13 protein-coding genes and 1 pseudogene are annotated in these 16,618 nt (G+C 70.3%); all 14 read left to right on the top strand.

From position 1 onward, the window contains the following. The first annotated feature begins 14 nt into the window (after positions 1–14). Positions 15–1,241 (top strand): lipopolysaccharide biosynthesis protein, encoded by a 1,227-nt coding sequence (locus tag VLK61_RS02215; RefSeq protein WP_325417829.1) that lies wholly within the window; start codon positions 15–17, stop codon positions 1,239–1,241. After that, positions 1,241–1,822, top strand: coding sequence for an acyltransferase (locus tag VLK61_RS02210; protein WP_325417913.1), 582 nt, complete (start codon positions 1,241–1,243; stop codon positions 1,820–1,822). Before VLK61_RS02215 ends, VLK61_RS02210 begins: the two co-directional genes overlap by 1 nt. Before the next feature lie 8 nt (positions 1,823–1,830). Then, on the top strand, positions 1,831–2,928 hold the full coding sequence (locus VLK61_RS02205) for a glycosyltransferase (RefSeq protein ID WP_325417827.1): 1,098 nt from the start codon (positions 1,831–1,833) through the stop codon (positions 2,926–2,928). Continuing rightward, positions 2,925–4,142, top strand: coding sequence for a glycosyltransferase family 4 protein (locus tag VLK61_RS02200; protein ID WP_325417825.1), 1,218 nt, complete (start codon positions 2,925–2,927; stop codon positions 4,140–4,142). Before VLK61_RS02205 ends, VLK61_RS02200 begins: the two co-directional genes overlap by 4 nt. After that, complete coding sequence (locus tag VLK61_RS02195; protein ID WP_325417823.1) at positions 4,139–4,840, top strand: class I SAM-dependent methyltransferase; 702 nt, start codon at positions 4,139–4,141, stop codon at positions 4,838–4,840. Before VLK61_RS02200 ends, VLK61_RS02195 begins: the two co-directional genes overlap by 4 nt. After that, entirely contained in the window at positions 4,840–6,000 is a 1,161-nt protein-coding gene (locus VLK61_RS02190; protein WP_325417822.1) for a DegT/DnrJ/EryC1/StrS family aminotransferase, read from the top strand. The genes VLK61_RS02195 and VLK61_RS02190 overlap by 1 nt, the downstream gene beginning before the upstream one ends. A gap of 8 nt (positions 6,001–6,008) precedes the next feature. Then, the gene (locus VLK61_RS02185; protein WP_325417821.1) at positions 6,009–6,605 is read left to right on the top strand and encodes a sugar transferase; all 597 of its coding nucleotides are present in this window, start codon (positions 6,009–6,011) and stop codon (positions 6,603–6,605) included. Positions 6,606–6,612: 7 nt separating this feature from the next. Further along, positions 6,613–8,505 (top strand): polysaccharide biosynthesis protein, encoded by a 1,893-nt coding sequence (locus VLK61_RS02180; protein WP_325417819.1) that lies wholly within the window; start codon positions 6,613–6,615, stop codon positions 8,503–8,505. Further along, positions 8,495–10,627, top strand: coding sequence for a choice-of-anchor D domain-containing protein (locus tag VLK61_RS02175; RefSeq protein WP_325417817.1), 2,133 nt, complete (start codon positions 8,495–8,497; stop codon positions 10,625–10,627). The genes VLK61_RS02180 and VLK61_RS02175 overlap by 11 nt, the downstream gene beginning before the upstream one ends. Then, positions 10,620–11,165 (top strand): TlpA family protein disulfide reductase, encoded by a 546-nt coding sequence (locus tag VLK61_RS02170; protein ID WP_325417815.1) that lies wholly within the window; start codon positions 10,620–10,622, stop codon positions 11,163–11,165. Before VLK61_RS02175 ends, VLK61_RS02170 begins: the two co-directional genes overlap by 8 nt. 6 nt (positions 11,166–11,171) lie before the next feature. Next, a complete protein-coding gene (locus VLK61_RS02165) occupies positions 11,172–12,308 on the top strand; it encodes a DUF3570 domain-containing protein (protein ID WP_325417813.1) in 1,137 nt (378 codons plus the stop codon). Positions 12,309–12,458: 150 nt separating this feature from the next. Next, positions 12,459–14,129: a DUF1800 domain-containing protein gene (locus tag VLK61_RS02160; protein ID WP_325417811.1), complete on the top strand. Its 1,671-nt coding sequence runs from the start codon at positions 12,459–12,461 to the stop codon at positions 14,127–14,129. After that, the gene (locus VLK61_RS02155; RefSeq protein WP_325417809.1) at positions 14,129–15,469 is read left to right on the top strand and encodes a DUF1501 domain-containing protein; all 1,341 of its coding nucleotides are present in this window, start codon (positions 14,129–14,131) and stop codon (positions 15,467–15,469) included. The genes VLK61_RS02160 and VLK61_RS02155 overlap by 1 nt, the downstream gene beginning before the upstream one ends. Positions 15,470–15,483: 14 nt before the next feature. After that, positions 15,484–16,618 (top strand): annotated as a pseudogene (locus VLK61_RS02150) (hypothetical protein); the annotation flags it as partial.

The following is a 16,618-nucleotide window of genomic DNA, read 5'->3' as shown; positions in this document are numbered from 1 at the left end:
GGCCGCACACCCGCATGGCCGCCGCCGGCTTGCTGCGCCCGACGCTGACGCTGCTGACCGGCGGAGCCCTGGCCCAGGCCTTGCCGCTGCTGCTGGGGCCCTGGCTGGCGCGGCTGTACAGCCCGCAGGAGTTCGGCGTCTATCACCTGTTTGCCGCGGTGGCGGCCAATGTCGCGGTGGTGGCCTGTGCGCGCTATGAATTTGCGCTGCCGCTGGCTGCGGACGAGTCTGAGGCCGGTGCCCTGCGGCTGCTGTGCCTGATGCTGTTGGGCGGTGTGACGCTGGTGTGTGTCGTTGCCGCTGCATTGTGGGCATGGATTGCCGGCGCACTGTGGCCGGCCTGGCTGCCGCTGGCGGTGGGCGTGCTCGGGGCGGTGTCGCTGGCCACGCTGTGGGCCACGCGGCAGCAGCGCTTTCCGGCGCTGGCCGTGGCACGTGTGCTGCAGCATGGCGGTGGGGCTGTGGCGCAAACCGTGGCCGGTGTGCTGCACGCCGGCGTGCATGGCTTGATCGGCGCGACGGTGGCTGCCGGCCTCGCAGCGCTGGCGGTGTTGCGCCTGCCATGGGGCCGCCGTGTGGCGGGGCGTGTGGATCAACAGGCGATTCAATCCGCCGCGCGCAGGCACCGCGAATTCCCGCTGCTGAACACGCCGCATGCCTTTCTCGGCGCGCTGCAGGACACCGTGACTGTCGCACTGATCTCGGCGCAACTCGGCTCGGCTGCGGCCGGCGCCTGGGGCCTGGCACTGCGTTACTTGAAAGCGCCGGCCACGCTGGTCGGCGGTGCACTGTCGCAGGCGCTCTATCCACGCCTGGCCGCCGGCGGTGGCCGCATCACCGCCGAGTCCCGCGCGACGGTGCGCCAGGCCATGCTGACGCTGGCCGCTATCGCCACGCCGCTGGTGGGGCTGCTCTGGGCCTGGGGCCCGCAGCTCTTCGCCTGGGCCTTCGGCGAGCGCTGGCGGGAAGCGGGTGAGTTGGCGCGTGCGCTGGCGCTGTACATCGGCGTGCACTTCATCGCCTCGCCATTGGCAGTGGTGACGATGGCCTGGCAGGCCCAGGCCTGGGCGCTGCGGCTGGCGCTGGTCGGCCAGCTGGCTTTCATCGTCGCGCTGGCCATCGGCCTGCAGCTGGGCAGCCTGGCAGCGGCCGGCTGGGTCGTGTCGGGTGTCACGGCCGCGTACTTCGGCTGGTACTTCTGGCGGCTGGCGCGCTGGCCGCTGAGCGAGGCCGCACCATGATGCGCGCCTGGTTCAACCGCAGCCGCCGCTGGCTGGCGCGCTGGCTGTGGCACCGCATCGTGTTCGGTGAATCGTCGCAGGGCCGCTGGTTGCCGCACACGCGCATCGCACCCTCGGCCTGCATCGAGCATGAAGAACGCCTGCAGCTGGCCGACCATGTGTTCATCGGCCCGTTCAACTTCATCGAAGCCAGCGCCGGCGTGGTGATCGGCGAGGGCGTGCAGATCACCCACCATGCCAGCATCGTCAGCCACAGCTCGCACCGGGCGCAGCGCCTGCTCGGTCAGCGCTTCGTCGACTGGCCCGGGCCGCGGCCGGGCTGGGTCTCGGGGCCGGTGGAGATCGGCGCCTACTGCTTCATCGGGCCGCACAGCGTCATCGAAGCCGGGTCGCGGCTGGGCCGGGGCTGCGTGGTGCGCGCCGGCAGCGTGGTGCGTGGCGTGTTCGACGAGTTCTCGGTGATCGCCGGCAATCCCGCGCAGCGGGTGGCCGACGCGCGCGTGGCCGACCGGCGCTGGCTGGACCAGCATCCCGAGCTGCGGGCCCACTACGACGCCTGGGCCGGCGATCTACCGCGTTAGCAGTGGCAATGAAACTCGTGCTGTTGGGCGATGGCGAAAGCCCGCACCTGCTGAAATGGGCGCGGGCCCTGGCGCCACGGCTGGAGCTGTATGCCGCCTCGTCGCGCGGCTTTGCGCCGGCACTGGCCGAGCTGCTGCCGCCCGAGCGGCGGCTGGCGCTGGACACCCAACCCTCGTTCGCCGGCGGCAATGTGGCGGTGCTGCGTTCCCTGCCGCGCCTGGCCCGCTGGCTGCATCAGGTGCAGCCGGACTGGGTGCACGCGCACTACCTCACCTCCCACGGCACACTGGCCTGGCTGGCGCGGGCGCTGTGGCGGCTGCCGGTGCGCATCGTCGGCTCGGCCTGGGGCTCGGACATCCTCGTCACGCCCGAGCGCAGCGTGCTGATGCGCGCGCTGACACGCCGCGTGCTGCGCGCCTGCACGCTGTGCACCAGCGATTCGCTGCACATGGCCGAGCGCATGCGCGCGCTGGGCGCGGGTGAGGTCATGAGCTTTCCGTTCGGCCTGGAAACCCTGCCCGAGCCACCGGGTACCAAGAGTGAGCACCTCTTCTTCGCCAATCGCGGACTGGAGCCGATCTATGCACCGCAGCGCGTGCTGGCCGCCTTCGAGCTCATGGCCCGGGCCTGGCCGCAGGCCGAACTGGTGGTGGCGAACGATGGCTCATTGCGGGCGGCGCTCGAACAGCAGGTACAGCACAACAGTAGCCTCGCCGGCCGCGTGCGCTTCGTCGGCCGGCTGGACGCGGCGACCCAGGCGCGGTGCTACCGCCAGGCGCGCTGGTACCTGAGCCTGCCGGTGAGTGACTCGGTCTCGGTTTCGGTGCTGGAAGCGATGGCCCATGGCTGCGTGCCGCTGCTGTCCGACCTGCCGGCCAACCGCGAGTTGGTCACCGATGGCGACAACGGCCTGATCCTGGCCGATGGCCAGCTGCCGGACCCAGCGGCGGTGCAGGCGATGGCCGCGCGCGCCGCGACCATCGCTTCGGCCAACCATGCCTGGGTCGCGCGCCAGGCGATGTTCGACCCCGCCGTCGAGCGCTTCGTCGCGCGCCTGCACGCACTGCAGTCGGCCGGCGCGCACGGCAGGATGCGCGTGGCATGAACATCCTCTACCTGAACCACTATGCCGGCAGCCCGGCGCTGGGCATGGAGTACCGGCCCTACTACCTTGCGCGTGAATGGGTGCGGCTGGGTCATCGTGTGCAGATCATCGGCGCCACGTATTCGCATGTGCGCACGCGCCAGCCGCAGCCGGGCGACGAACTGATCGACGGCATCCACTACCGCTGGCTGCCCACGCCCGGCTATCAGGGCAATGGTGTCGGCCGCGTCTGGAACATCTTTCGTTTCCTGGCGCCGCTGTGGTGGCGGGCCGGGGCGCTGGCGGCCGAGTTCAAGCCCGATGTGGTGATCGCTTCCAGCACCTACCCGATGGACATCTGGGTCGCGCGGCGCATCGCGCGGCGCGCGAACGCCTTGCTGGTGTTCGAGGTGCACGACCTGTGGCCGTTGTCGCCGATCGAGCTGTCCGGCATGTCGCCCGGTCATCCGTTCATCCGCTTGTGCCACGCGGCGGAATCCGCGGCCTACCGGCATGCCGACCGCGTGGTCTCGATGCTGCCGGTGGTGCACGAGTACATGGCCTCCCGCGGCCTGGACCTGAAGCGGCTGAGCATCGTGCCCAACGGCATCACGCTGGAGGAGTGGCAAGGCACGCCCGCACCGCTGCGCGAAGACGTGGCCGCGGCCATCGCTGCGCAGCGCGCCGCGGGCCGCACGGTAGTGGGTTACGCTGGCTCGATGGGCTTGCCCAACGCGCTGGACGTGCTGCTCGACGCGGCGGCCCTGCTGCGCAGCGACACGCTGGCCATCGTGATGGTCGGCGACGGGCTCGAGCGTGAACGTCTCGCGCAGCGCGTGGCGGCCGAAGGCCTGTCGAACGTGATCATGCTGCCGCCGATTCCCAAGGCCCAGATCCCATCGTTTCTGGGCCGCATCGACATCGCCTACATCGGCTGGCAGCGCGTGCCGATCTACCGTTTCGGCATCGCGCCGAACAAGCTGATGGACTACATGATGGCGCGCTGCGCCGTGCTGCATTCGGTCGCCGCCGGCAACGACCCGGTGGCCGAAAGCGGCTGCGGGCTGACGGTGATCCCGCAATCGCCGGAGGCCGTGGCCGCTGGCCTGCGGCAGCTGGCCGCCGTGCCCGAGGCCGAGCGCCGCGCGATGGGCGAGCGCGGCCGCGAGTTCGTGCTGAGCCACCACACCTACCCGGTACTGGCCCGGCGATTCCTGCAGGCGCTGCTGCGATGAACGACGACCCAGCCAGCGAGGTGCAGGCCGTCGCGCAGCGCTATGCCCGGCGTGGCCAGCCCGACCGCTACAGCATGCTGCAGCCCGATGTCTGGCAGACGGTGCAGGAGCGTCAGCGCGCGATGCTGCAGTTGTTCGCCCAACTGGGCTTGGCCGAGTTGTCGCAGCTGACGGTGCTGGAAGTCGGCTGCGGCGCCGGCGGCAACCTGCTGGAACTGCTGCGGCTGGGCTTCCGGCCGGAGCATTTGGCCGGTATCGAACTGCTGCCTGAGCGCCACGCGCTTGCACGGTCGCTGCTGCCACCCGCCGTCACGCTGTGGCAGGGCGATGCCAGTGCCTTGACCATCGAGCCGGGCAGCCGCGACATCGTCTGCCAGCACACGGTGTTCTCGTCCTTGCTCGACGACGCCTTCCAGCAGCAACTGGCTGCCGCGATGTGGTCCTGGCTGCGGCCGGGCGGCGGCGTGCTGTGGTACGACTTCACCGTGGACAATCCGCGCAACCGCGACGTGCGCGGCGTGCCGCTGCAGCGCGTGCAGGCGCTGTTTCCGCAAGCGCGGATGTGGCGCCGCAAGCTCACGCTGGCGCCGCCGCTGGCGCGCTGGCTGTGCCGCATCCACCCCGCGCTGTATTCCGTGTTCAATGCCTTGCCGCCGCTGCGCACGCATGTGCTGGCGTGGCTGGAGAAACCTGTCTGATGAGCCAAGCTTTCCTGCCCTATGCCCTGCCCGAGATCGGTGACGACGAGATCGCCGAGGTCGTCGATACGCTGAAGTCCGGTTGGGTCACCACCGGCCCGAAGGCCAAGCGCTTCGAGGCCGATTTCGCGACCTTCCTCGGCGATCCGACGCTGCATTGCATCGCCGTCAACTCCGCCACCGCCGGCTTGCACCTGGCGCTGGAAGCGCTGGGCATCGGCCCCGGCGATGAAGTGATCACCACGACGCACACCTTCACCGCCACCGCCGAAGTGGTGCGTTACCTCGGTGCCGATGTGCGACTGGTCGACATAGCCCCCGCCACGCTGAACATCGATCCGGGGCTGATCGAAGCCGCCATCACGCCGGCCACCCGCGCGATCATCCCGGTGCACTACGCCGGCCTCGCGGCCGACATGCCGGCGCTGCTGGCGATCGCGCAGCGCCATGGCCTGAAGGTGGTGGAAGACGCCGCGCATGCGCTGCCGACCACCAGCGCCGGGCAGTTGATCGGCACCTTGGCCAGCGATGCCACGGTGTTCAGCTTCTACGCCAACAAGACCATCACCACCGGCGAGGGCGGCATGCTGGTCACGCGTGACGCTGCGCTGGCCCAGCGCGCCAAGGTGATGCGCCTGCACGGCATGAGCCGCGATGCCTTCGACCGCTTCACCGCCAATGTGCCGAGCTGGTACTACGAAGTCATCGCGCCGGGCTTCAAGTACAACCTGACCGACATCGCCGCGTCGCTGGGCCTGCACCAGCTGAAGAAGGCGCATGCGTTTCAACAGCGCCGCGCGGCGATTGCCGCGCGCTACGAACAGGCCTTTGCCGGCTTGCCGCTGATCAGCGCGCCGATGCCGTCGGCCGGCGAACTGCATGCCTGGCACCTGTACGCCATCCGCCTGGCCGATGGTGCCGGCGTTGCGCGCGACCGCTTCATCGAGCGCCTGTATGAACTCGGCATCGGCTGCAGCGTGCACTACATCCCGCTGCACCAGCAGCCCTACTGGCGCGACCGCTATCAGCTGAAAGCCTCGGACTTCCCGCACAGCCAGCATGCCTACGAACAGATGCTGAGCCTGCCGATCTACACCCGCATGACGGATGCCGATGTCGAGCGCGTGATCGCCGCGGTGAAGACGGCGCTGGGGGCCTGACCCGCGGCATGGCCAAGCGCGTGTTCGATGTGCTGATCGCGGCTGTCGCGCTGCTGCTGCTGGCGCCGCTGCTGCTGGGCGTGGCGCTGGCCGTGAAGCTCGATTCACGCGGGCCGGTGTTCTTCCGCCAAGAGCGGGTTGGGCGCCAGGGCCGGCTGTTCCGCATCCACAAGTTCCGCACGATGGCCGCCGACGCGCCGCAGCGCGGCCCGGCCGTCACCATGGCGCACGATGCGCGCATCACCCGCATCGGCCACGCACTGCGCCACTACCGCCTCGACGAACTGCCGCAGCTGATCGATGTGCTCATCGGCAGCATGAGCCTGGTCGGCCCGCGCCCCGAGGTGCCGCGCTTCGTTGCGCACTATCCACCCGGCCTGCGCGAACGCGTGCTGGCGGTTCGGCCCGGCATCACCGACCCGGCCTCGCTGGAGCACATCGACGAAGCCAGCCTGCTGGCGGGGTCCACCGATCCCGAGCGCGACTACATCGAACGCATCCTGCCGCACAAGCTGCAGCGCCAGGCCGACTATGCTGCGCAGGCCACGCTGAGCTCAGACCTCGGCGTGCTGCTGCGCACCTTGCGTGTGCTGATCCAGCGATAAAGCAGCGATGACCCCGCAACCCGAAGACCAAGCCGACCTGTCGTTCTGGCTGCGCCTGGACCAGTTCCTGGCCCGGTTGCGGCCGCACCGCGCGCCGCTGTCGCTGGTGGTCGACGCCGGGGTCGTGATGCTGGCCTGGAACGTCACCTACCTGTTCCGACTGGGCTTCGAACGCTGGCTCAGTGCACGACCGGGCTATGACGTCTGGGTGATGCTCGGCATCGTCACAGCCTACCTCATCGGCTTCATCGCGCTGCGCGTGCCGCAAGGCATGTGGCGCTTCTCGGGCTTCGGCGACATCAAGCGGCTGGCGCTCGCTTGCGCAATGGCCGGGCTGGGCTCGGCGGTGGTGGTGCTGATGCTGCAGCTGACGGCCGTGCCGCGCGCGGTGCTGGCGCTGCACCCGGTCGTGGCCCTGATGGGGCTGGCGCTGGCGCGCCTGGCCTACCGCATGCTGTACGAGCACGCGCGCCGGCGCATCACCGGCAGCGATGTGGAAGTCAAACGCGCGATCGTGCTCGGTGCCGGCGAAGCGGCGCGTCGCCTGATTGCCGGCATCCAGCACCAGGGCTGGCAGGTCATCGGCCTGCTCGACGACGACCCGGCCAAGCAGGGCGCACGCATCGCCGGCGTGCCGGTGCTCGGCCCGCTCGAAGCGGTGCAGGACAAGGCCGTGCGCGGCGTGGCCACGCACCTGATCGTCGCGATGCCGGCGGCGCGCGGGGCGCAACGCCGGCGCGCGTTCGAGCTGGCCGCACCGGCCGGGCTGCCAGTGCTGACCGTGCCGTCCGCCGCCGAACTGCACACCGGCCGCAGCGGCATCGAGCGCGTGCGCGACATCGAGCCCGAAGACCTGCTGGGCCGCGAGCCGGTGCAACTGGACGAAGCCGGCATCGCCGAGGTGCTTTCCGGCAAGACCGTGCTGGTCACCGGTGCCGGCGGCTCGATCGGCAGCGAACTCTGCCGCCAGCTGGCGATGTACGGCCCGGCACGGCTGGTGCTGCTGGAGCAGAGCGAGTTCAACCTCTACAGCATCGAACAGGCCCTGAGCGCCAGCTTTCCACAACTGCCGCTGGTGCGCCTGGTCGGCGACGTCAAGGACCTGGACGCGACGCGCGAGGTCTTCAGCCGCTGGCGGCCGCAGGTGGTGTTCCACGCCGCGGCCTACAAGCATGTGCCGCTGATGGAGGAGCACAACGCCTGGGCAGCCCTGCGCAACAACACGCTGGGCACCTGCCATGCGGCGATGGCGGCGGCCGAGTGCGGGGCAGAGCGCTTCGTGCTGATCAGCACCGACAAGGCCGTGAACCCGACCAATGTGATGGGCGCCAGCAAGCGTGCCGCCGAGCGGGTGGTGTCGGCGCTGGCCCAGCGTCATCCGAACACGCGCTTCATGGCGGTGCGCTTCGGCAATGTGCTGGGTTCCAGCGGCAGCGTGATCCCGAAGTTCAAGGAGCAGATCGCCCAGGGCGGCCCGGTGACGGTGACGCACCCGGACATCATTCGCTACTTCATGACGATTCCCGAGGCCGCGCGCCTGGTGCTGCAGGCCGCCGCCATCGGCGACAGCGGGCAGGTGCTGGTGCTGGACATGGGCGAGCCGGTGCGCATCGTCGACCTGGCGCGCGACATGATCCGGCTGTCGGGTCATGCGCTGGACGAAATCGCCATCGTGTTCTCCGGCCTGCGTCCGGGCGAGAAGCTGTACGAAGAGCTGCTGGCCGATGCCGACACCACGCTGCCGACAACGGTGAGCCGGCTGCGCGTGGCCAGGCTGCACGACGAGGATGCGGCCGCCGTGCTCGACTGGGTGCAGCGCATTGCCGGCTCGGGCCGGCTGGACGATAGCGCTGTTCGGGAGCGGCTGCGCGAGCTGGTGCCCGAGTACCGTGAAGCCTAGGCGTCTGGCGCAGGGCAGTCGATGGCGCGGGCTGGCGGCAGCGATCGTCTGCGGCGCGGCGCTGCTGCCATGCGCCGCGCGAGCCAGCGATCCGGCCCACGGTGAACAGCTGTTCATGACCTCGCCGGCGCCCGGCGAGCTGGCCTGCGCCGACTGTCACAGCGACAACCCGCGGCTGAATAACTTCGGCAACATCTGGTCGGGCCGCAATGCGGTGGCGCTGATCCAGCGCGCCGTCAGCCTGAACACCGGCGGCATGGGGGTGTTCAGCCGCTACTACGGCGCGGCCGACCTGGCCGACATCGCGGCGTTCCTCGGCAACACACCCGTGCGGGTGGACTTTCCGCAGACGCCGCTGGGCCAGCGCAGCGCCGTGCAGCGCATCACCGTCAGCGCCAGCAGTAAGACCGGGCTCGCCGGTTTGTCGCTGCAGTTGCAGGGTGACTTCGTGCTGGACAGCGCGCCGTGCCCGGTCAGCCTGCCGGCCTTCGGCAGCTGCGTGGTCGACATCGCGTTCGCGCCCGGCACCGCGGGCCTGCGCAGCGGCAGCCTGATCATCACGCACGACGGCTTGCCGACGCCGGCGGTCATCGCGCTGGCCGGCCAGGGGCGGGACAAACCGCCGGCGGTGGTCACGCTCAGCGCCTCGGCGCTGTCTTTCGGCGCCGCGGCCGTGGGCACCGGCAGCGGAGATCGGCAACTGCGGCTGAGCAACCGCTCGCCGGAGGCCATGGTGCTGGGCGAGATCGGTCTGTCGTCGGCCGATTTCGTCATCGAGGGTGGCAACTGCCACGCCGGGCGCGTTGTGGCCAGCGGGCAGTTCTGCATGCTGTCGCTGCGCTTCGTGCCGCTCGATGCGGGCGAAGGCGGTTCCGGTGGCGCGTTGCGCCGCGGCGAACTGCGCGTGGCGCACGACGGCGCCGGCGGCGTCTCGACGGTCGCCCTTGATGGCCAGGCGCTGGCCGGCCCGGCGGCACAGCTGCGGCTGTCGGCGCCGCTGCTGAGCTTTGCGGCGGTGCCGGTGGGCAGTGCCGGCGCGGCGCAGTTGCTGGTGCTGCAGAACATTGGCGCGGCGGCGCTGCTTTTGCGTGATATCAGTGTCTCCCGCGCCGACTTCGTGCTCCAGGCGGGCGGCTGCGCAGCGGGCGGCAGCTTGACGCCCGGCGCGGCCTGCAACCTGGTCCTGCTGCTGCAGCCGCAGCGCGCTGGCGCGATCGCCGGCGAGTTGCTGATCCGCCATGACGGCAGCGATGTTCCGCTGCGCGTGGTGCTGGACGCCCGTGGCGACGCGACCAGCGGCCGTGCTCCGGCAGCGGCGGCGCTGTGGGCCGACCGCGTGGCCCTGGCGATCGGCGCGGACGTGCAGCGGCTGCAACTGGCCAACCACGGTGCGCAGGCGTTGCCGATCAGTGCGCTGCGGCTGGTTGGCAGCCGCGCCGCGAGCTTTCAACTGGCCGGAACGTGCGACGCCGGCGTCATGCTGCGGCCGGGTGGCGAGTGCACGGTCGAGGTTCGCCGCATAGTGGATGCGGCCGCTGCTGCCGCTTCCGTCGCATCCAAGCAACCCGGTCCACTGCGCGCCACGCTGGTGGTGCAGGCGGGCCTTGAGGAGGCACTGTTCGAGCTGGCCGATGCCATGCCAGGCCAGGCGCCGGAGCTCGCCGTTCTGGCACCGGCCAGCGCACAGCTGGCGGTCAATCCGTCGGTGCTCGGTTTCGTCGCGGTGCCGGGCGGCAGCGGCGGTGCTCGCCAGCGGCTGTGGATCGCAAACCAGGGTGCGGGCCTGTTGGTGGTGCGCTCGATCGCGCTGCTGGGCAACGGTTTTACGCTGGCCGAGTCCGAGCACGAAGGCTGCCCGCTGTCCGGCACCGACCTGCTGCCGGGCCGCGGCTGCGCGGTGGACGTGGCCTGGACCGGCGCGGCCGACGCCCGATTCGGCGGCGAACTGGTCGTCGCCACCGACGCGCCGGCCGCCACGCAGCGTGTCGCGCTCAGCGTGGTCGAAGATGCCGAGCGCCACAACCAGGGCGGCGGTGGTGCGATGGGCCCGGCAGCGTGGCTGCTGTTGGCGCTGGCCTGTTGGGCGCTGGCCCGCAGCAAGCCAGAATCGCCGGATGTCTGAGCCCGCTGCCCTACCGACCCGCCGCGCTTGCCTGGCCGCCGCCCTGCGCCTCGGTGCTGGGTTGCCGGGTCTGCCGCTGGCCGCCGGGTTGCAGCTGAGCCATGCGGCCACACCGGGTGACACCGCGCCGGCGCTGGCCTTGCTGACGACGGCCGGCGAAGCAGTGCTGCCCGGCACCGGCCTGCCGCGCTGGCGCGCGCTGTACCTCGACTTCTGGGCCTCCTGGTGCGGCCCCTGTCGCCAGTCGTTTCCGTGGATGAACCAGCTGCACGACCAGCACCAGGCCGCGGGCCTGCGCGTCGTCGGCATCAACCTCGATGCACGGCCCGAGGATGCGCAGGACTTCCTGAAGCAGCTGCCGCCGAGGTTCGCCATTGCCTTCGATGCGGCCGCTGCCAGCGCGCGCGACTTCGGCGTCAAGGCGATGCCCAGTTCCTTCCTGATCGCCCCGGACCGCCGCGTGCTGCTGGCCCACCGCGGCTTCCGCAACGAGCAGCGGGCCGAGCTGGAGCGCCGCATCGTCGCGGCGCTGAGCTGAACGCCGATGGCGGCTGCCGCCGAAGACAGCCGCCGCTGGGGCCGGGTGGTCTGCGCCGCGCTGGCGCTGCCGGGTGTCGGGGCGCCGGCGGCCGAGGCGCCAACCGAGGGTCGGATCGGCTTCAAATGGCTCAGCTACCAGGACTGGCAGCCGGGGCTGAAGCGCGTGCGGGCCGAATCGCCCTCGCTGCAACTGCAGGCACCGCTGGGCGAGCACTGGTCGCTGGTGGCCGGTGCCACCCACGACAGCGTCTCCGGCGCCTCGCCGCGTTACCACAGCGCGGTGTCCGGCGCTTCGCGCATGAGCGACCGGCGCCGCGCTGGCGACCTGAAGATCACCCACCACGATGAACGCAGCAGTTGGAGCGCCGGCGCTGCCGCCTCGAGCGAGCATGATTTCGCATCGCGCGCGCTGTCGTTCGAAGCCGCCGGGGCCAGCGAGGACAACAACCGCAGCTGGAACGCCGGCCTGGGCCTGACGCGTGACCGCATCTCGTCGAGCGACGATGCCGCGCTGCAGCGCCGGCGCCGCACGGTCGAGCTGACGGCGGGGCTGACCCAGGTGCTGTCGACGGTTGATATCGTGCAGGCCGGCCTGACACTGGCCGAGGGCCAGGGCTACTACTCGGATCCGTACAAGCGCGTCGACCAGCGCCCGGAAAGCCGCCACCAGCGCATCCTGCTGCTGCGTTGGAACCACCACGCCGAGGCCTGGCACGGCACGCTGCGTGCGAGCTACCGGCACTACCGCGATTCCTTCGGCATTCGCGCGCACACGCTGGCCGCCGAATGGGTGCAGCCGATGTCGGCCGTGTTGGTGCTGACGCCATCGCTGCGGGTGTACTCGCAGAGCGCCGCCTGGTTCTATTACGACCCGGTCTACTCCTACGCCGGCGCGCCGCTGCCGCCCGGCTACCTGAGCGATCCGCCGGACTCCCTGTCGCCCGACGCGCGCCTGTCGGCCTTCGGCGCGCTGACGCTGGGGCTGAAACTGGCGTTGCGCCTGCCCGAAGGCTGGCATACCGACATCAAGCTCGAACACTATGAGCAGCGCGGCAGCTGGCGCCTGGGCGGCGGCGGCTCGCCGGGGCTGGTGCCGCTGCGCGCGCGCTTCCTGCAATTCGGGCTGTCGCGGCAGTTCTGAACGGCGCGTCACTCATTCCAAGTGACGATGCCGTGCCCGTCGCAAGGGGGCATCCGGATTGCGACGTGTCCGGCCTTTCGTTATGGTCACGACACCCACTGCCGTGGCAAGCCCGTCACGGCCACAAGCCAGTCCGTCCGAGGGAATCCCATGCGTGTGAGTCTTCGCTGCACGGCGCTGACGGCGCTGCTGTTGCTGGTGTCCTGCGGCGGCGCCGAGCGCGACGACGCCGGCGCGGTGCCCGATGCGTCCTCGGGCCAGGTGGCCAGCGGCGGCCCGGTCTACCCACTCAGCCACTACGCGGCCTCGCGTTTCGCCGAGCAGGCCAGCTTCGGCCCGACGCCGGCGCTGGTCACCGAGATCCGGACCCAGGGCTTCGAGAAGTGGATCGATGCGCAGTTCGCGCTGGCGCCGTCGACGCTGGATGCCAAGCCGGTCGAGGACTACATCGATCCGGTGCCCGATTCGCAGTGGGTCTACTGGCAGAACGGCGTCCAGCAGCTGCTGATGACGGCACCCGACCAGTTGCGCCTGCGCACCACCTGGTCGCTGTCGCAGTTCATCACCACGTCCACCCGCAAGGGCGATGTGGCCGGTGCCGTGCACTGGCTGAACATGCTGCAGAAGCAGGCCTTCGGCGGCTATGCCGACATGCTGTACCAGGTCTCGGTCAGCCCCTACATGGCGCAGTACCTGGACAACGACCAGAACCGGCCCAAGAGTGCCGAATGCCCGTTCTGCGCGCCGAACGAGAACTTCGCGCGTGAGTTGATGCAGCTGTTCACGCTCGGCGTCTTCAAGCTGAACCCGGACGGCACGCCCATGCGCAACAGCAAGGGCGGCTACGTCGAAACCTACAGCCAGCAGGACGTGGAACAGCTGGCGCGCGTGCTCACGGGCTGGCAGCACAACCCCGAACCGCAGAACCGGCCCAATCGCAACTGGGCCAACTGGGGCAAGCCGATGGTGCCCTCGAGCTGGCCGCCGGAGCGTGATTCGGGCGAAAAGCGCGTGCTCGGCAAGACCTTTCCCGCCGGCCAGTCGGCGCCCAAGGATCTGCAGGACACGATCGCGCTGCTGATGGGCCATCCGAACATCGCACCCTTCGTCAGCCTGCGCCTGATCCAGCACTTGGTGAAGAGCAACCCGACGCCGGCCTATGTCGGCCGCGTGGCGGCGAAGTTCCGCAACAACGGCAGCGGCGCGGCCGGCGACATGAAGGCGGTGATCAAGGCCGTGCTGCTGGATGCCGAAGCGCGCGCCGGCGACAACCCGGCCAGCGTGCGCAGCGACGACGGCAAGTTCCGCGAGCCGGCGCTGCACCGCGCGGCGCTGTACCGGGCGCTGGGCTGCCAGCGTGCACCGACCGGCCGCCGCTGGCCGGGCTACATGCTGAACACGCAGCCGCATTTCGCGCCGAACAGCGTGTTCAGCTACTACGCGCCGACCGACCGCGCGCCCGGCAGCAACCTGCTGTCGCCGGAGCAGAAACTGGTCAATGCCACCGAACTGGTCGGCCGTTTCGGCGAACTGAACTGGCTGCGCTGGGACGATGCCACGCGGACCAACAGCTTGATGAACTACAGCGATGCTGGCTGCCAGATCGAGGCGCTGAGCCGCGCCTTTGCCAGTTCGCCACGGGCGTTCAACGACTACCTGAGCCAGCGCTTCTTCCGCGGCGCGATGCCACCCACGCTGCGCAGCAACATCGAGCAGTTGATGCGCGGCGACCCCTTCTGGGACCGCAATGCACCGGATGACGGCGCGCTGCGCCTGCTCGGCTATGCGCTCGCGACGCCCTACTACGGAGTCATCAAGTGATGCAACGCCGACACTTCCTCGGCTCTGCCGGCCTGGCGGGCGGTGCGGGCCTGCTCGGGCTGCTGAGCGGTGATGGGCATGCCGCGGCGGACGAGTACCGCGCGCTGGTCGTCGTCTTCCTCGAAGGCGGCAACGATGGCCACAACTGCCTGGTGCCTACCGATGCGGCCTATGGCGACTACCAGTCGGCCCGCGCCAACCTGGCCTTGTCGAAGAACAGCCTGGTGGCGCTGGCCGGCAAGTCGGCCGGCCACAGCTTCGGCGTGCATCCGACGCTGGCGGCGATGGCCGGGCTGTACAACGAGGGCCGCCTGGCCTGGATCGCCAATGCCGGCCCGCTGGTCGAGCCGGCCACGGCGCAGCAAGTGCTGGCCAACGCGGTGGAACTGCCGCCGTTCCTGATGTCGCACAGCGACCAGGTGGCGATCCAGCAAGGCTGGACCGTGCAGGACGACATGAGCGGCTGGGCCGGCCGCGGCCTCGAGCTGCTGCCCTCGACGATGCGCCACCCGATCTCGGCGGTGACCACCAACACCAACCGCACGCTGGTGCTGGGCAAGCGTTCGCCGGTGTCCTTCCTGCCGCAGGACGGCGCGCGCTGGTGGGGCGCCGGCGATCTGTCGCAGCCGCAGCAAGAGCAGGTGCAGGCCATCAACCGCATGGCCCAGTGGCAGTTCGCCAATGCCTACGAGGCCGAATACGCGCGCACGCTGGGCAGTGCGGTGGCCGATTCGGCCCGCTTCACCCAGGCGCTGATGCAGGCCGCGCCGCCCAGCGCCGATTTCGGCAACGCCTACCTGGCCGAGCAACTACGCACTGTGGCCACCGTGCTGCCGATGTTCAAGAGCGAGGGCTTGAAGCGCCAGGTCTTCGTCGTCAGCGAAGGTGGCTACGACACCCATGCCAACCAGCGCGGCAGCGGCGCCAATACCCAGGACACGCTGCTCGCCGGCATGGCCAAGGCGCTGGCCGGCTTCGACCAGCACATGCGCACGAGCGGCCTGGATCAGAACGTCGTCACGCTGGTGATGAGCGACTTCGGCCGCACGCTGCGCCCCGGCTCCGGCGGCGGCAGCGAGCATGCCTGGGGCAACCACTGGTTCGCGCTCGGCGGCCCGGTGGCCGGCGGCCAGGTGCTGGGCAGCTTCCCGGCGCTGAAACTCGGTGGCGTCGACGACGGCGACCCTGGCAAGAACGGTCGCCTGGTGCCGGCCGTGGCCACCGACCAGGTCGGCGCCACGCTGATGCAGTGGCTGGGCCTGGCGCCCAACCTGCTCCACGACGTGTTTCCGAACCTCGTGAACTTCAACCAGAAGACGATTCCGCTGCTGCGGGCCTGACACCAGGGGAGCCCATGCCCGACATCACGCTGACCAGCGGCGACGACACCTACACGCAGCCCACCAGCGCCCGCGACGTCTGGAACGACTACCACGCCCTCGCAGGCAACGACGTGCTGCGCGTGTACGCGGGCACGGTCTTGGGGGGCGCCGGCGACGATCGCATCGAACGGCTGCCCAGCGACGATTGGTGGCGCGACCTCAACGCGGCCTACTGGGATTCGCCGGACGGTGTGGTGGTGGACCTGGCGCAGGGCTGGGCCCAGGACGGTTTCGGCGGCCGCGACACCTTGGTCGGTGTCGACAACGTCTCCGCCAGCAACCATGACGACCGGGTCACCGGCAACGCCGAAGACAACCGCTTGTGGGGCGGCGGTGGCCACGACACCTTCAACGGTGCTGCCGGCACCGACTGGGTCAACACGAGCTGGTTCGAGCCCGCGCCCGGCGAGCCGTGGCGGCCGCCGCTGCTGTCGGAGCTGAGCGTGCAGGTCTCGGTCGACGGCCGCAGCGCCACACTCAAGCCGGCCTTCGGCCACGGCTTCGAGTACACGCTGACCGATGTCGAAGAGTTCGAGGTCTGGACCGGCCGTGACGCCGAGGGCAACAACCTGTACACCAACCACGCGTTCGGCGACTTCATCCGCCCGGCCGACATGGCCGAGCAGGCCGTTGCCAGCGGCGGCGACCTGCGCTGGAACGCCGCGCAGGCCCTGGGCAGCCCCGTCAGCCTGAGTTTCAGCTTTGTCGCCCAGGCGCCGGCCTCCGGTGTCGGCAAGGCCGGTTTCCGGGCCTTCACCGCCGCTGAGCAGCAAGTCGTGCGGAGTTTGCTGGCCGATACCGCAGCGCTGGCCGGCATCAGCTTCACCGAGGTGTCCGAGAGCGGCGGCGCGGTGGGCCAGCTGCGCTTCGGCGTCAGCCAGCAAGCCGGCACCAGGGGGGTGTCGTGGCAGCCCAATGCGCCGGGCGCGGGCGATTTGGCCGGCGACATCTGGATGGACGTCGAATCGATGCTCGGCCTGGCGCCCGGCAGCGAGGGCTACGCGGCACTGCTGCACGAGATCGGCCACGCGCTGGGCCTGCGCCATCCGCGCAATGCCGATGCCGGCGACGATTACGCGGTGCAGCTGCGCGAGGGGGACGATCGCA

Origin of the sequence: Aquabacterium sp. (assembly GCF_035476535.1) — a bacterium.
GTDB lineage: Bacteria > Pseudomonadota > Gammaproteobacteria > Burkholderiales > Burkholderiaceae_C > Pseudaquabacterium.
This window is presented reverse-complemented; position numbering and strand designations above follow the sequence as displayed.

Bases quoted from the DNA above. Each gene is read 5' to 3' on its own strand.
- VLK61_RS02155 (WP_325417809.1), top strand. From the start codon at position 14,129: ATGCAACGCCGACACTTCCTCGGCTCTGCCGGCCTGGCGGGCGGTGCG.
- VLK61_RS02160 (WP_325417811.1), top strand. From the start codon at position 12,459: ATGCGTGTGAGTCTTCGCTGCACGGCGCTGACGGCGCTGCTGTTGCTG.
- VLK61_RS02195 (WP_325417823.1), top strand. From the start codon at position 4,139: ATGAACGACGACCCAGCCAGCGAGGTGCAGGCCGTCGCGCAGCGCTAT.
- VLK61_RS02165 (WP_325417813.1), top strand. From the start codon at position 11,172: ATGGCGGCTGCCGCCGAAGACAGCCGCCGCTGGGGCCGGGTGGTCTGC.
- VLK61_RS02170 (WP_325417815.1), top strand. From the start codon at position 10,620: ATGTCTGAGCCCGCTGCCCTACCGACCCGCCGCGCTTGCCTGGCCGCC.
- VLK61_RS02180 (WP_325417819.1), top strand. From the start codon at position 6,613: ATGACCCCGCAACCCGAAGACCAAGCCGACCTGTCGTTCTGGCTGCGC.
- VLK61_RS02210 (WP_325417913.1), top strand. From the start codon at position 1,241: ATGCGCGCCTGGTTCAACCGCAGCCGCCGCTGGCTGGCGCGCTGGCTG.
- VLK61_RS02185 (WP_325417821.1), top strand. From the start codon at position 6,009: ATGGCCAAGCGCGTGTTCGATGTGCTGATCGCGGCTGTCGCGCTGCTG.
- VLK61_RS02205 (WP_325417827.1), top strand. From the start codon at position 1,831: ATGAAACTCGTGCTGTTGGGCGATGGCGAAAGCCCGCACCTGCTGAAA.
- VLK61_RS02215 (WP_325417829.1), top strand. From the start codon at position 15: ATGGCCGCCGCCGGCTTGCTGCGCCCGACGCTGACGCTGCTGACCGGC.
- VLK61_RS02200 (WP_325417825.1), top strand. From the start codon at position 2,925: ATGAACATCCTCTACCTGAACCACTATGCCGGCAGCCCGGCGCTGGGC.
- VLK61_RS02190 (WP_325417822.1), top strand. From the start codon at position 4,840: ATGAGCCAAGCTTTCCTGCCCTATGCCCTGCCCGAGATCGGTGACGAC.